Annotated in this window: 14 protein-coding genes; 5 read left to right on the plus strand and 9 right to left on the minus strand. The window is 61.3% G+C overall.

Translation table 11 applies throughout. The annotated features are described in order from the left end of the window. Position 1: 1 nt before the first annotated feature. Genes HGP14_RS13965 through HGP14_RS13975 form a run of 3 tightly spaced genes read right to left on the minus strand, consistent with a single transcriptional unit; the run spans position 2 to position 4,756 of the window. Positions 2–2,815 carry a DUF4159 domain-containing protein gene (locus HGP14_RS13965; RefSeq protein WP_168830467.1) on the minus strand — a complete coding sequence of 938 codons (2,814 nt, stop codon included), beginning with the start codon at positions 2,813–2,815 and terminating at the stop codon, positions 2–4. After that, on the minus strand, positions 2,812–3,732 hold the full coding sequence (locus tag HGP14_RS13970; RefSeq protein ID WP_168830468.1) for a DUF58 domain-containing protein: 921 nt from the start codon (positions 3,730–3,732) through the stop codon (positions 2,812–2,814). Before HGP14_RS13970 ends, HGP14_RS13965 begins: the two co-directional genes overlap by 4 nt. 13 nt (positions 3,733–3,745) lie before the next feature. Next, on the minus strand, positions 3,746–4,756 hold the full coding sequence (locus tag HGP14_RS13975) for an AAA family ATPase (protein ID WP_168830469.1): 1,011 nt from the start codon (positions 4,754–4,756) through the stop codon (positions 3,746–3,748). Positions 4,757–4,917: 161 nt separating this feature from the next. Between HGP14_RS13975 and HGP14_RS13980 the strand changes: the two genes are divergently transcribed. Genes HGP14_RS13980 through HGP14_RS13990 form a run of 3 tightly spaced genes read left to right on the plus strand, consistent with a single transcriptional unit; the run spans position 4,918 to position 7,435 of the window. Continuing rightward, positions 4,918–5,538 (plus strand): DUF1285 domain-containing protein, encoded by a 621-nt coding sequence (locus HGP14_RS13980; protein WP_168830470.1) that lies wholly within the window; start codon positions 4,918–4,920, stop codon positions 5,536–5,538. Next, complete coding sequence (locus HGP14_RS13985) at positions 5,535–6,185, plus strand: CoA pyrophosphatase (protein ID WP_168830471.1); 651 nt, start codon at positions 5,535–5,537, stop codon at positions 6,183–6,185. Before HGP14_RS13980 ends, HGP14_RS13985 begins: the two co-directional genes overlap by 4 nt. Further along, positions 6,182–7,435, plus strand: a complete 1,254-nt coding sequence (locus HGP14_RS13990) for a CCA tRNA nucleotidyltransferase (RefSeq protein WP_168830472.1) — start codon at positions 6,182–6,184, stop codon at positions 7,433–7,435. Before HGP14_RS13985 ends, HGP14_RS13990 begins: the two co-directional genes overlap by 4 nt. Here the strand turns inward: HGP14_RS13990 and HGP14_RS13995 are convergent, their stop codons facing one another. The 3 genes from HGP14_RS13995 to hemF form a co-directional block, all read right to left on the minus strand. Continuing rightward, the gene (locus tag HGP14_RS13995) at positions 7,436–7,621 is read right to left on the minus strand and encodes a DUF1059 domain-containing protein (protein WP_168830473.1); all 186 of its coding nucleotides are present in this window, start codon (positions 7,619–7,621) and stop codon (positions 7,436–7,438) included. 109 nt (positions 7,622–7,730) lie between these two features. Continuing rightward, positions 7,731–8,003 (minus strand): hypothetical protein, encoded by a 273-nt coding sequence (locus HGP14_RS14000; protein WP_168830474.1) that lies wholly within the window; start codon positions 8,001–8,003, stop codon positions 7,731–7,733. Between the two features lie 103 nt (positions 8,004–8,106). Beyond that, the gene (hemF, locus tag HGP14_RS14005; protein ID WP_168830475.1) at positions 8,107–9,021 is read right to left on the minus strand and encodes an oxygen-dependent coproporphyrinogen oxidase; all 915 of its coding nucleotides are present in this window, start codon (positions 9,019–9,021) and stop codon (positions 8,107–8,109) included. 175 nt (positions 9,022–9,196) lie between these two features. Here hemF and HGP14_RS14010 point away from each other — a divergent pair, with 175 nt between their 5' ends. Then, on the plus strand, positions 9,197–9,457 hold the full coding sequence (locus tag HGP14_RS14010) for a hypothetical protein (RefSeq protein WP_168830476.1): 261 nt from the start codon (positions 9,197–9,199) through the stop codon (positions 9,455–9,457). Between the two features lie 3 nt (positions 9,458–9,460). Here the strand turns inward: HGP14_RS14010 and HGP14_RS14015 are convergent, their stop codons facing one another. The 3 genes from HGP14_RS14015 to HGP14_RS14025 all read right to left on the minus strand — a co-directional run bounded on the left by HGP14_RS14015 (position 9,461) and on the right by HGP14_RS14025 (position 12,667). Further along, on the minus strand, positions 9,461–11,107 hold the full coding sequence (locus HGP14_RS14015; protein ID WP_168830477.1) for a Na/Pi cotransporter family protein: 1,647 nt from the start codon (positions 11,105–11,107) through the stop codon (positions 9,461–9,463). Between the two features lie 206 nt (positions 11,108–11,313). Continuing rightward, positions 11,314–11,775: a tRNA (cytidine(34)-2'-O)-methyltransferase gene (locus tag HGP14_RS14020; RefSeq protein WP_168830478.1), complete on the minus strand. Its 462-nt coding sequence runs from the start codon at positions 11,773–11,775 to the stop codon at positions 11,314–11,316. A gap of 118 nt (positions 11,776–11,893) precedes the next feature. After that, complete coding sequence (locus tag HGP14_RS14025) at positions 11,894–12,667, minus strand: adenylate/guanylate cyclase domain-containing protein (protein WP_168830479.1); 774 nt, start codon at positions 12,665–12,667, stop codon at positions 11,894–11,896. Positions 12,668–13,051: 384 nt separating this feature from the next. Here HGP14_RS14025 and HGP14_RS14030 point away from each other — a divergent pair, with 384 nt between their 5' ends. Then, the gene (locus HGP14_RS14030; protein ID WP_168830480.1) at positions 13,052–14,908 is read left to right on the plus strand and encodes an ABC transporter ATP-binding protein; all 1,857 of its coding nucleotides are present in this window, start codon (positions 13,052–13,054) and stop codon (positions 14,906–14,908) included. Positions 14,909–14,998: the final 90 nt, after the last annotated feature.

Consider the following 14,998-nt stretch of genomic DNA (forward strand, 5'->3'; position numbering starts at 1 on the left):
GTCACTGCCCCAGCCGTTCGAGGAGCGCTGGGATGTGGACCTGATCGGTCTTGTAGTTGCCGGTCAGCATGTACATCATGATGTTGACGCCCGCACGGTAAGCATATTCGCGCTGCATCTCATCCGGCGGAACGGTCGGCAGCATCGGTACGCCGTTCTCATCGACCGCCCAGGCCCCGGCAAAATCGTTGCCGGTAATGAGGATCGGTGAAACACCGTCGGCGGAGGCGGTGGATTTCGGGTCCGAAGCGCGATTGTCCTGCCGTGACTCGATCCAGAGGGGACTTCCGCTATAGCGGCCCGGGAAGCTCGACAGCAGATAGAACGACTTTGTCAGGACGTGGTCGGAGGGAACCGGCTCGAGCGGCGGAATGTCGAGGTTTGCAAGGATCTGCTGCAGGCGCTCGCCGTTGGCGCTGGTGGCGCCGCCGCTGTCGTCCAGCGCCGTGAACTGGTCCCGCGTGTCGAAAAGCACGGTGCCGCCGGCGCGCATGTAGGCGTCGATGCGATTGATCGCAGCGGCGGACGGCATCGGCGCGGAGGCGGAAACCGGCCAATAGATGATCGGATAGAAGGAAAGCTCGTCCTTGGTGAGATCGAGGCCGACAGGTGGTGCGGGTTCCAGTGTCGTGCGGAATGTCAGGAACTCCGTCAGGCCCTCGAGACCGCGTTCGGAGATATTGTCGACATCCTGCTCGCCGGTGACGACATAGGCGAGATGGGTGTTATGGAGCCGCTGGAAAATCTGGTCGTCACCGGGCTTGGAGTCGTCGGCGCGACCATCGAGGGGCTGCAGGAAGAGGGCAGCACCGACCGCGACGGCAACGAGGGCCGCAGGGCGGGCCGCCGAGCGCAGGCGCGAGAAAGCGCCGCCCATGAACATCACGATGAGGCTGTCTGCCAGGAGCAGCAGGAAGGCGATGAGGAAGAGGGCGGGCTTGGCGGACCAGGTTTCACCGCCGATCAGGCCCTGCCGGACGAGATTGACGCCAGCCATGTCCAGCGGCTTCAGTTCGGCATTATTCGGCAATACATTCAACGCAGTAAAGCCATCTTCTGAACCATAGAGTCCGGGTGGGTTGTCGAAGCTGGAAATGGGTTCAGCCTTTGCATTCGGAATGAGCGGGCGGGCGGTGCCCGTCTCCGTCGTCAGCACGCCCTTTGCCGTCAGCAGCCGGAAGGGCGGCAGCGCTTCGGCAGTCGAGGCCGCGCCGGCTTCGGAGGTTACGCCGCCGGAGCGGGAGAGCTGGACAATGCGCCTGAGCATCTCGACGAAATTACCGGAAATCGGCAGGTTGGACCAGGTCGCCTCGGCGCTGACGTGGAAGAGCACGATACGACCGGCGTTGATCGGCTTGGTCGTCACTAGCGGCGTGCCGTCAGCAAGGCTTGCCCAGGTACGCTCGGCAAGATCGGGCGTCGGTTCCGCAAGAACCTGGCGCTTGACGGTAACGTCAGTCGGCTTGGCCATACCGGCGAAGGGACCGAAATTGGGAAAATCCGCAAGCGGCTGCGGTTCAGCCCAGGAGAGCGAACCGCCGAGCGCACGCTCGCCCTGCCGCAGCGTCACAGGCACCAGCGGATCGTCAGCCGGAGCGGCGGCCAGGCGCGGGCCCGCGAAGCGGATCAGCGTGCCGCCATTGGCAATCCAGCGCTGCAACGGCTCATAGGTTTCCTGCGGCAGGCGGCCGATATCCGCCATGATGATGACTGAGGGATTCTGCGACAGCAGGTCGGGAATGGCGGTCGCGAGATCGGGCGTATTCGGCTGGATCAGATCGGCATAAGGCTGCAATGCGCGCTGAATGTAATACAGCGGGGAGAGAAGCGGCTGGAAGTCATCGCCCGCTTCGCCTGAAAGCAGGACGACGCGGCGGCGCTTGAAGCCGTCGTCGAGAAGCTGCACTGCGCCTGCCGTCGCGTGGGCGTCGATACTGACGCGGGCGAAATCATTGCGCATCTCGAAGGGGGCGGCAATCGAGCCGGTGGCGACCGATTGCCCAGGCTGGAAGTCGACAGTGCCGGCGGCAATCGGGCGGCCTTGCGCGTCCTGCGCCGTCAGGGGCAGAGAGGCGGCACCAGCGCTGTCCAGACGTGTTGCGGTCACGGTCATCGCGTCCGCGGCATTCGTGGCGCCGGTAATGGCAATTGTCTGCGTCGCGTCGCCTTCCACGAGCCTGAACTCGGCCGGCTGCAGGTCGGCCAGCTGACGGACGGTCGCATCATTTTCCTTTGCCGCTGCTCCATCGGAAAGAAATGCGAGGGTGCCTGGTTTCGTTCCATTGAGCGCTACCCGCAAAGCTTCGAAGGCACGCCCACGATCGGGAACAAGCGGCCGCGGCTCTGCGGCGCGAAGCTTGTCACGGGCAGCCGTCGCGGTGCCAGGCACGGCATTGTTGGTCGGATCGGCGGTAAACGCGACCGCAACCGGGATACCTGCGGACTCGGCCTCGTCGATCAGCGCCTCGGCGGTCTGGACGCGGCGTGCCCAATCGGGTGCCGTGGCCCAGCTGTTATCGACGAAGAGCACCAGCGGGCCGCCGCCCGCGAGCGAAGTGGCGCGCGGATTGAACACCGGGTCGGCGATCGCAAGGATCACGGCGGCGGCAAGAAGCATGCGAAGCAGCGTCAGCCACCAGGGGCTTTGGGCGGGCGTCTCCTCGCGCTTCAGCACGGTCGCCAGGATTCTCAGCGGCGGAAAATACTCCGATTTCGGTCGTGGCGGCGTGAGCCTGAGCAGCCACCAGATGATCGGCAGCGCCACGAGTGCGCCAAGAATTGCTGGATAGGCGAATGCGAAGGGAAGTCCGCTCACAGCTGCCCTCCGTGCGTCGCCTTGGCCGGCATGCCGGAGAGATACATGTGAACCGCAACCAGCGCTTCGGATGCCAGATGGTCGGTGCGGTGAGTGACGAATGTCCAGCCGAGATGGCGGAGTGACTGGCCAAGGCCGTCGCGGCGCGCGAGATAAGCGCGGCTATAGGCTTCACGGATGTGTTCCGCGCGGCCGGACACCAATCTCGAGCCGGTTTCCGGGTCTTTGAATTCGGTGCGGCCGGTATAAGGGAAGAGCTCCTCGGCGGGATCGGCGATCTCGACCACATGGCCGCGAAGACCACGCCGTGCAAGCGGGCCGAGGCGTGCCATGATCGTCGGCGCATCGTCCAGGAAATCGCCGATCAGAACGAGATCGCTCGAGCCGCGGATCATGCCGATTTCCGGCAGACCGCCCGCTAAGGGCGCGTGCATCAGCGCAGTCGCAAGCCGCTCGGCTGCATTGCGGGCGGAGATGGGTTCCATCACGCCAGGGCAGCCGATGCGTTCGCCGGAGCGGGCCAGGATTTCAGCGAGAGCCAGCATGATGACGAGCGCGCGGCTCTCCTTCGAGACGCTGCCGAAGGTCGACTGGTACATCATCGACGGCGACATGTCGGCCCAGAGCCAAATGGTGTGAGCGGCTTCCCACTCGCGTTCGCGAACATAGGTGTGATCGTCGCGGGCTGAGCGGCGCCAGTCGATGCGCGACAGGCTTTCACCTTCGGTATAGGGGCGGAACTGCCAGAAATTCTCGCCAATTCCGCGCTTGCGGCGGCCATGCCAGCCGGCGATCACGGTGTTGGCGATGCGCTTGGCTTCGACCAGGCAATCCGGCACCAGAGAGGCCCGTTGTCTTGCACGGGCAAGGGCATCGCTGCCTGGTGTCGGATTGACGATCTGTCCGATTACTGCCACGCGTCCGGCTTCCTTATCCCTTGGCCTGCTTGACCAATCCGGCGATGACATCGCGGACGGACATGCCTTCGGCACGGGCGGCGAAGGTGAGCGCCATTCGGTGTTCGAGAACGGGTTCGGCAAGCGCGTAGATATCATCGATCGACGGCGCGAGACGGCCCTCATAGAGCGCCCGGGCGCGGGCGCAGAGCATCATCGACTGGCCGGCACGCGGGCCGGGGCCCCAGGCAACATGCTTGTCGGTCGTGGCGTTGCCCTGGCCGGGGCGGGCAGAGCGCACCAGATCGAGGATTGCGTCGACGACCTTGTCGCTCACCGGCATCTGGCGGATGAGTTTCTGGATCTCCATCAGCCGCCCGGCGTTGAGCACGGCTTTCGGCTTTGTTTCGCTGAGGCCTGTCGTTTCGAGCAGGATCTGGCGTTCGGCCGCGAGTTCCGGATAGTGCACGTCCACCTGCAGCAGGAAACGGTCAAGCTGGGCCTCCGGCAGCGGATAGGTGCCTTCCTGCTCAAGCGGGTTCTGCGTGGCGAGAACGTGGAAGGGCGCCGGCAGGTCATATCGCTGGCCGGCGATGGTGACATGGTATTCCTGCATGGATTGCAACAGCGCCGACTGCGTACGCGGCGAGGCGCGGTTGATTTCGTCCGCCATGAGCAGCTGGGCGAAGACCGGGCCCTTGACGAAACGGAAGGAACGGCGGCCGCTGTCATCCTGATCCATGACTTCGGAGCCGAGGATGTCCGAGGGCATCAGGTCCGGAGTGAACTGGATGCGGTTCGCGCCAAGGCCGAGCACTTCGCCAAGCGTCGTCACCAGCTTGGTCTTTGCAAGCCCGGGAACACCCACCAGAAGCGCGTGACCGCCGGAAAGAACGGCGAGCAACGTATTTTCAACGACGCTTTCCTGGCCGAAGATCACCTTGGAGATTTCTTCGCGGATAAGGGCGATATCGGCAAGCGCCCTTTCCGCGGCGGCGATGATTGCCTTTTCATCGAGGCTGTCTTCGGTCTGCATCATACCCATCAGGCATCTCCAACGGCTGGATCATTCGTCGCGAATCGGCTGATTTTACGCCAGTTGTTCATACCCGATAGAGTTATGAAGATGTTACGGGCTGACAAGTTCGCTTCAAATGACTATCTCGTGACTGATCCTTCTCGTTAAAAGCAAACCGGGACAGAACGATGGCAGCGCAAGAGATCAGGGCGAGCGAAGATGCCGCAGGGCTGGCCGCGCTGATTTCGCGCCCCGCCGGCGAAACGGGCGGGAAGCGGGGGCTTCCACCCGTCGAGAAGTGGAATCCGCCCTTCTGCGGCGATATCGACATGGAAATCCGCGCCGACGGCACCTGGTTTTACATGGGCACGCCAATCGGCCGCGCTCCCCTGGTTCGCCTGTTCTCGACCGTTTTGCGCAAGGATGACGACGGCAAGACCTATCTTGTGACGCCTGTCGAGAAAGTCGGAATCAGGGTCGCCGATGCGCCGTTCGTCGCCGTCGAGATGAGCGTCTCCGATCGCGGCGGCGATCAGGTGCTGACATTCCGCACCAATACCGGCGATGTCGTGGAAGCCGGGAAGGAGCATCCGCTGCGCTTCGTGATCCATGGCGAGAACAGCGAACTGAAGCCGTATCTACACGTGCGCGGGCGCCTCGAGGCTTTGGTGTCGCGTGCGGTCATGTACGAACTTGTGGAGACCGGAGAGGTCAGCACCATCAAGGGCAGGGACATGTTCTGCGTCCGGTCCGGCGGCTGCATCTTTCCTGTCATGCCGGCCGACGAACTGGATGCGCTTTCCCGATGAGCGATGCACTGACCAAACGCTATCCACGCTATTCCGCTGCCGAATTCCGCCGCCGGGCGCTCAATCAGACCGGCGGTCCGGTCGATCACTCCTGGCGGGATCACGGCGATCACATCCTCAACCCGGATATCGTGGCGATGGTGGAGAACTTGCACCTTCGCGATGCTGCGGTGCTGGTGCCGGTGGTCGACACCGGCGATGACGCGCGCGTGATTTTCACCAAGCGCACGGCAAACCTGCGCAAGCACTCCGGGCAGATCTCCTTCCCCGGCGGGGCAATTGATCCGACCGACGTTTCACCGGAAATGGCTGCGATCCGCGAGACGCACGAAGAGATCGGGATTGCGGGCGCGTTCGTCGAGACGGTCGGGCGCCTGCCGCATTATCTTGCCGCGACCGGGTTTCGCATTACCCCGGTGCTCGCCGTGGTGAAGCCCGGCTTCGAGCTCCGGCTCAACCCGCGGGAAGTCGACGATGTCTTTGAGGTGCCGCTTTCGTTTCTGATGAACCCGGACAATCACACGCGCGACCGACGCGAGGTCGAAGGCATAGACCGGCATTTTTATCGTATGCCCTATGAAGGCTGGATGATCTGGGGCATCACCGCGGGCATCGTCCGCACACTTTATGAGAGGCTTTATGAATGACCAGCCTTGCTGATCAAGCATGGTTCGAGGATCCCCGCCTTCAACGCGTCTTTGCGCTGCTGAACGCAGACGGCGGGGAAGGGCGCGTCGTCGGTGGCGCCGTACGCAACAGCCTGATGGGGCTGCCGGTCAGCGATATCGACATCGCGACGACGCTGACGCCGGATGCGGTGATCGAACGGGCAAACGAGGACGGTGTCAAAGCAGTCCCGACTGGCATTGCGCATGGCACCGTGACGCTGGTGGTCGAGGGAAAGCCGTTCGAAGTGACGACGCTGCGCACCGACGTCGAGACCGACGGACGTCGCGCGAAGGTTGCCTTCAGCACGGACTGGCAAGCGGATGCCGAACGGCGCGATTTGACGATCAACGCGCTCTACATGAATTCCGAAGGTGAGGTGGTCGATCTCGTCGGCGGGCTTGCCGATGTCGAGAAGCGCAATATCCGGTTCATCGGTCATGCGGCGACGCGCATCGCCGAAGATTACCTGCGCATCCTGCGCTTCTTCCGGTTCTTTGCCTATTACGGCTCGGGCCGGCCGGATGCGGAGGGCCTGAAAGCCTGTGCAGCCGCGCGTTCGAAGCTCAGTACGCTTTCGTCCGAACGCGTCTGGTCGGAGCTTCGCAAGCTGCTTTCCGTCGAAGATCCCGGTAGGGCGCTGCTTTGGATGCGGCAGGTCGCGGTGCTCAATGAAGTGCTGCCGGAAACAGAGAAATGGGGCATCGACGCCATCCCGGCTCTCGTTTCGACCGAAAAGGCCCTCGGCTGGATACCGGATCCGCTCCTGCGGCTCGCCTCGATTATTCCGCCGGATGCCGAGCGGCTCGAGAAGATGGCGGCCCGCCTGAAACTCTCAAATGCCGAAGCGGCCTATTTCAGAGCCTGGGCGGCGGCTCCGCCCGTCAACGACGAAATATCAGCCGCAGCCTTCGACCGGCTGCTCTACCGCAACGGTGCGGAAGGCATCGTCACGCGGCTGAAGCTTGCTCTGGCTGTCGCGCGCGGCAAAGCGGAGGGCGACATGAACGAGATGAGCCGGTCGGCAAGGATCGGTAAGCTCCTGGATCAGGCTCTGGCGTGGAAGAAGCCGCAGTTTCCGATTGGCGGCGGCGATGTCATTTCCACAGGCATTCCGGCGGGGCCGCGCGTCGGCGAGGCACTGGCGATGCTCGAGAATCAATGGGTCGAAGAGAATTTTGCCGCGGACCGGGCGACCCTGCTCGCCCGGCTGAAGGACCTTCCGACGTGATCAGGCGGCAGTCGCTTCGTCGCGGATGCGGGCCTTGATGTTGTCGACCATGTTTTCGCGAATGGTTGTTTCACCATGGGCGGTTTTCATATGCTCGATCGCGCGGCGGACGATTTCGGCGTCTTCGTTGGCGCGTGTGTGCCAAGAACAGCCCGGAACAAGCGTACCACATTCGAAAAGTCGCATTGTCTACTCCTTTGTCCGGAAGATGACAGGATGATAGCGCTGTCTTCAATGTACGAAACCGGGAGAAAGTTCCAGCCGACGACGTGCGCCGGCCGGTAACACATACGGATTACTCCGGCATGGCCCAGGCGCGATAGCAGTCGGATGACTCATATGGTGCATTTGACGCTGCACTTTCGCGCATTTTTTCTTGCAATTCTTCAAGTGATTTTCCGGCAGCGAGCTGGAGTCTCACCTGTTCGATGAAGCAGCATAGGGGCAGATCAGAGCCGCTTTTTGCCCTCATTTCTTCGGCAATACGGCTCAGGAAGTCCGGCATTTCGATTGCTCGTGCTGACTCCCGAACATCCGCAGATGCTGGCGAGCCGCTTTGTATCGTCATGACAACCCTCCTCCGATTGTTACGCAACACACTCCTAATTTAACACTCGTTCACGCTTCTTGAAGGCCTTGAAATGTATTTTTACCTGTACACTAGCGTACAGTCACGGCCACCGGACGACTGGGGGCATCGAAGACAGGATGGACTCGATGTTGCCGCCGGTCTTCAGTCCGAAGATTGTACCGCGATCATAGAGCAAATTGAACTCAACATAGCGGCCACGTCTGATCAACTGTTCGTCACGATCGGCTTCGCTCCACTCCTTGTTGAAGTTTAGGCGAACGATTTTGGGATAGACCATGGCGAAGGCTCGGCCGACATCGCGCGTGAACGCGAAATCGGCATCCCAGCCGCCCGCATCAGGACTGGAATGCAGCCAGTCGTAGAAGATGCCGCCGACGCCCCGCGGCTCGTTGCGGTGTTTCAGGAAGAAATACTCGTCACACCATTTCTTGTAGACGTCGTAATCTGCGACGGCCGAGTGGCTGCGGCAGGCAATTTCCATTGCTTTGTGGAAGAGCCGGGTATCGTCGTCATCCTGCGTGCGGCGGTTTTCGAGAACGGGCGTCAGGTCCGCACCGCCTCCGAACCAGCGGCTGGAGGTAACGACCATGCGGGTATTCATGTGCACGGCTGGCACGTTGGGGTTCACCGGATGGGCGATCAGCGAAATCCCCGAGGCCCAGAAGCGCGGGTCTTCGCTGGCACCCGGCATCTGGGCGCGCAGATCCGGCGCGAATTCGCCGTAAACGGTCGAGGTATGAACGCCAACCTTCTCGAAAACGCGGCCGTGCATCATCGACATGCGACCGCCGCCGCCAGCGCCATTTTCGCGCGACCATTCCTTGCCGACGAAACGGCCCGGTTCCTGGTCTGAGAGAGGGCCGGTCAACTCGTCTTCCAGCTCCTCGAAGGAGGCGCAGATGGTGTCGCGCAATCCTTCGAACCATGTACGAGCGGCAGTCTTCTTTTCTTCGATATCGTCCGGCAGGCCGATCGGCAGTTCTGGTCGTTCCATCATTACCCCCGCGTTCGCTAGTATGGCGTAGCGACTCGATCACGTCTGATCATGAACTCGTGGTAACAGCTGCACCGGCGTCCCGCCAGCAGGCGGAAGGACGCAGTTGAGGCAGCGAAAAATCGACTCGCAAATTAGTACTTTCAATACTACCTTCGGGCTGGAGGTGGCTTTCATGGCTAAAATCCCGGGACCTCCGTCGTTTGACGGCTTGAAGCGCAGGATCGAACGGCATCGTGCGGAAGGCTCTGCCCGGAAGGGCGATCACTTCGTGCGCGAGACATATCGGCTTGGTTTGCTCGATGCACGGGCAAAGGCTCGCGAATGGTTTGCCGAATACCCGAAGGCGGCCTACTGGACCGAGGTCGAAAGCTGGCGGCAGCTGGACAACGACCAGATCGAATTCACGATGCGCCGGTTGCCTTCCGCCGACTGATCGTCATTCCGCCGGCGTACGCAGACGGCTTTCGATCAGCAGCCCGCTTTCGTCGAGAATGGGGTGAGCGACCGAGATGATATGGGCGTTGATGCGCTTCAGGTCGCGCAGCATGTCGAGGTGCAGGGAACTTGTTTGCAGGCTGTCGGCATGGCCCTCGCGCAGCCTTTCGAGGTGTCGTTCGGCAGATTGTTTCTCCATCCTGCGCACCTCGACCTTCACTTCCATCATCTGCTTGGCGAGATTGAAGTCACGTGTCACGAAGATCGTTTGCGCGATCCGCAAGTTGTCGATCGTCAGGTGGAAGAGTTTCTTCAGTTCCCGATATCCATCTTCGGAGAATCTGAGGCCGAGTGAAGCCTTTTTGGTGATTTGCGGCAGCAGGCCTTTTTCGATGATGTCGCCGATATGTTCGAGGTTGATCGCGTAGTCGATGATAACGATCGAGTGGCGGGCATTCTCTTCGCTCAACCCTTCGCGACCGAGTTTCGAAAGGTAGATCTTTACTTCCTGCTGCAGGCTATCAACGCGCTTTTCGAGCCCGGGAAGCTCCTTGAGCTTCGTCAAATCATTCTGCTCGAAGGCCTCGGAAGCGCGCATCAGCATGCGTTCAATGAGGTCGCCGACGCCGAGCACTTCGCGGGTCGCGCTGGCGAGCGCCACCACGGGCGCCGATAGCTCGTGCTCGTCAAGATATTTGGGTGCGTTGTCGGTCTGCGCTTCCTCCGGAACTAGGTACAGCATCAGCCGCGACAGTAGCCGGGAGAAGGGCCATGCGAGAGCGGCAAGCACGAGGTTGAAGCCGAGATGGGCATCGACCGGCAGCTTGGCTGGGTCAAGCGGCAGCATTTCCAATAGTTCGCCGGCGTAACCGGCAAGTGGAAGCGCTATCACGCAGCCGGCGGCGCGGATGATCAAGTTGCCAAGCGTGACCCGCTTTGCGGAAGCAGGCCCGGAAAGCGACGCGACGACCGGCGGAATTGCGCCGCCAAGATTGGCACCCAAAACCAGGACGATGACGAGGCCGGCCGAGAGGATGCCGGTCGATGCCAGGGAGAGGATCAACACGACGGCGGCGAGACTCGATGAGGAGATGAAAGCAATGCCGGCCGAGAAGGCGAGCGCTACCGGCCAGGCATTGTCGAGCAGGCCGATGAAAGCCGCGAGTGCTGGAGATTGGCGCATAGGCTCAGTCGCGCCGCTCAGGAGATGCAGCGACAACAGCATCAAGCCGATTCCGATCAGGGCAGTGCCGCCGCCCTGCCGGCTGGTCGAGCCGCTGCGATAGAGCACGATGCCTGCGAGGATGACGAGCGGGGATAGCCACTCGATGCCGGTAGCGACAATCCAGGCCGTCACCGCCGTGCCGACATTGGCGCCGAGCAATACGATCTGCGCCATGCGCGGCTTCACCAGTTCGCGCTCGACGAATGAGGCGACCATCAGCGCCGTAGCCGTCGAACTCTGCAATGCTACCGTGGCGACAAAGCCTGAAAGGAAGGAGCGCAATCCGCTGCGCGTACCGGTCGCCAGACCCGTCCTGAGCCGCGCCCCGAAAGCCCGCGAAACGCCGTCCTTCACCTGCGCGAGGCCGAACAGCAGCAGCGCCACTGCGCCGAACAGGTTTATCATGACGATTGTGGATTCCATTCTAGGCGGTCTTTTTCTTCTCGTTCGCGGCCGGTGCAAAGCTGTGCAATCTGAGTTTCAGCACATCGCCATTTCGAGGAAATTACGGCCTGGATGCTGATTTTTGATTGTCCGGCTAAGGATAATACGCCTGTTCTGCGATATCACAATGCCGTTTGTGGCGTATCGCCACGACACTTCTACATGTGTCCCGGGAAGGGCAAAGATCAACCCCAGGCAGTCTGCCGCATGGCTTCGCCGACGATCATCGCGGCAGAAACCGCAACGTTGATCGAGCGTTGCCCCTCGACCATCGGGATCAGGACCTGGGCATCGGCTTTGTCGTGAACGTGATCCGGAACGCCTGCGCTTTCGCGGCCGAAAAGCAGGATATCGGTCGGCCGGAACGCGAAGTCGGTATATCGGCCGGATGCCTTGGTCGAAGCGAGCACGATGCGGCGGCCGGTGGAGGCGCGCCATTCGTCGAAACGGTCCCAGCTGACATGGCGGGTCAGCGCCGCCGCTGCGATGTAATCCATGCCGGCGCGCTTCAGATTGCGATCGGAAATATCGAAGCCTGCCGGCTCGATGATGTCGACAGCAATCCCGAGGCAGGCCGCAAGCCGCAGGATTGTACCGGTATTGCCGGGGATATCAGGTTGATAAAGAGCCAGTCTGAGATCAGTCATCCGGTGCACCGCCTGCTGCTTTGCCGAGGAGCCGTAGTGTAACCATGGTCCCGACGCAACTGGGGCGCCAATTACGCACATCCGGTTCCCCTGGAAGAAAGCTGGAAGACGCAGGAGCTCAGCTCTTGACCAGCACCCGCGCCTGCACCTGCTGTTCTATACCCTTGAGCGCGAGCAGGCGCTCTTCCGCTGCGCCCGCGAGGTCCGGGGCGTGGGTAGCCGTCTCTGATGACAGGAGAATCTCGCCGGCGGCGGCCTGGGATTCCAGCCGCGCAGCCAGATTGACCACACCGCCGATCGCCGTGAAATCGCTGCGAAAGCTTGAAAACTCGCCGATCTGGACATCGCCGGTATGGATGCCGACACCGACGCCGAGCCTGCGGCCTGCCGGTCCGTCGACGTCCGGATTGAGACTGTTCAGAGCTGCTGCACAGGATCGCTGTATGTCGAGCGCTGCCATGATCGCCGCACCGGCGTGATCCTTTCTGACGATCGGAAAATTGAAGATCGCCATCAGGCCATCGCCCATCTGTTTGTTGACGATGCCGTCGTGAGCCCAGACCGCCTGTGCGCAGCGATCCTGAAAGAGGCTGACGATCTCGCTCAGTTTGACCGCTTCGATGCGCTCCGACAGGTCCGTAAACCCCCTGATGTCGGCAAACAGGATGGTTGCATTGGCGGTGATCTGACGCTGCTTCTTGACGTATTGAAAGGACCGTTCGCAGATCGTGCAGATATCGGGATTCATTTTACTGCGGGTGATGCCGAATGCGCGGAAGGGCAGGGCGAGCGGGCCACGGATCGGGATGGGTACGCGCATCTGGTCCCAGCAACCCCGGCAGATGCTGGCGTTGCTCTGATTGGCTGGCACAGGCGGAGACGCAGTTGTCATGTTCCGCAAGTTCTTCTGGCTGATAAGACCTATGGCTGCATAGTAACGAGCTTCTGATATTCTTTTGCTCTTGGCAACTGGCCGAATTGTTCCGGTTCGGCCAATTCCGGGCTGGAAATTTCGATGGTTTCGCGTTATGAGTGCGCATCTTCAATCGCTAGCAGGGAGGCCAAGATGAACAATTTGCCGCGTGTGCGCCTTCCGTCCGTGATGACCGGCGTCGCGATTCCGCGCCTCTAGTGCGCATATCTTCCTGAAATTCCACTTTTTTGATCCATTGCGCGGCTGTTGCGGCCTCGCCCCTTGAACGTCCGGTTCCCATATGTGCCCAAGCGTTGTTTGCGCAGGCCGGGAGGCGGAACGGTGAAGTTCCGGAGCATTTTCATGTTCAGCTGGTTTGAACAGCGATTGAATCCCTTTCCGAGCGAGGAGCCTAGCGTTCCTCCGAAAGGCCTCTTTGCCTTCTGCTGGCATTACACAAGGCCGGCCGCACCGTGGCTTGCAGCCATGGCGGTGCTGACTGCATTGATTGCAATCGGCGAGGTGATGCTCTTCCAGTTCCTCGGCGCTATCGTCGACTGGCTGTCGCATGCCGACAAGGCGACATTCCTGCAGACAGAATGGCCGAGGCTCGCCTTGATGGCGGCTTTGATACTCATAGGTCTTCCTATGGCGGCGGGGCTGGATTCCCTGATCATGCATCAGGTCCTGCTCGGCAACTACCCGATGATAGCCCGCTGGCAGATGCACCGCTTCCTGCTGCGCCACAGCATGACCTTCTTCGCCAACGAGTTCGCCGGACGCGTTGCGACCAAGGTCATGCAAACATCGCTGGCCGTTCGCGAAACGACGATGAAGATCCTCGATGTCTTCGTCTATGTCGTCACCTACTTCCTGACGATGATCATCGTGATCGCGGCGGCCGATTGGCGGCTGATGATCCCGATCCTGATCTGGCTCGGTGCCTATGTCGGCATCGTCTCCTACTTCGTGCCGCGGCTCCGCAAGATCGCCGCACAGCAGGCGGACGCGCGCTCGATGATGACGGGGCGCGTGGTCGACAGCTATACGAACATTGCGACCGTCAAGCTCTTCTCGCATGCCGGGAGGGAAGAGGGCTATGCCAAGGCAGGCATGGGCGAATTCCTTGAGACGGTGCACCAGCAGATGCGCCGCGTCACGCTGTTCCACATGTCCGTCTATATAAACAACTGCGTGGCGCTCTTCGTTGTCTCAGGCCTGTCAATCTGGTTCTGGCTGAATGGCCAGATCTCCGTCGGTGCAATCGCCATCGCGATCGGCCTTGCGATGCGGGTCAACGGCATGTCGCAGTGGATCATGTGGGAGGTATCGGCACTCTTCGAGAACATTGGCACCGTCTATGACGGCATGGAGATGATGACGAAGAACCACGACATCACCGACAAGCCGGGTGCGCCGCAGATGCAGGCGAAGAAAGGTGCGATCCACTACGAGCGCATCCGCTTCCATTACGGCAAGGGTAACGGGGTCGTCGACAACCTGTCACTGGACATCAAGGCGGGCGAGAAAGTCGGTCTCGTCGGCCGCTCCGGTGCCGGCAAGACGACGCTGATGAACCTGCTGCTGCGCTTCTACGATCTGGAAGCCGGCCGCATCACCATCGACGGGCAGGATATTGCGGCGGTGTCGCAGGAAAGCCTCCGTTCGCTGATCGGCGTGGTGACGCAAGATACGTCGCTGCTGCACCGCTCGATCCGCGAAAACATCGCTTACGGCCGTCCGGACGCGACGGATGCGGAGGTGATCGAGGCGGCGAAGCGCGCAAATGCCTGGGAGTTCGTCGAAGGACTTGTCGACATGCAGGGACGCAAGGGGCTCGATGCTCAGGTCGGCGAACGGGGCGTCAAGCTCTCCGGCGGCCAGCGCCAGCGCATTGCGATTGCCCGCGTCTTCCTGAAGGACGCACCGATCCTGGTGCTCGATGAGGCGACATCGGCGCTCGATTCGGAAGTGGAAGCGGCGATCCAGGAAAACCTGTTTGCGCTGATGGAAGGCAAGACGGTGATCGCGATCGCCCATCGCCTTTCAACGCTGACCGAGATGGACCGGCTGATCGTGCTCGACAAGGGCCGGATCATCGAGACAGGCTCGCATAGCGATCTCGTCGGACAGGGCGGCATTTATGCCGACCTCTGGAGCCGCCAATCCGGCGGCTTCCTAGCCGATCACTCGGAAGAAGCCGAGCAAGCGGCGGAGTAACAATGAAAGGTCCTCCCGGCAAATCTCGGAGGACCTTTCTTATCTATTGGGAACAGTTAAGAAGCCATGCTATCGTAGTCGGGTGAAAGG

Origin of the sequence: Rhizobium sp. P32RR-XVIII (assembly GCF_012641395.1) — a bacterium.
Classification (GTDB): domain Bacteria; phylum Pseudomonadota; class Alphaproteobacteria; order Rhizobiales; family Rhizobiaceae; genus Rhizobium.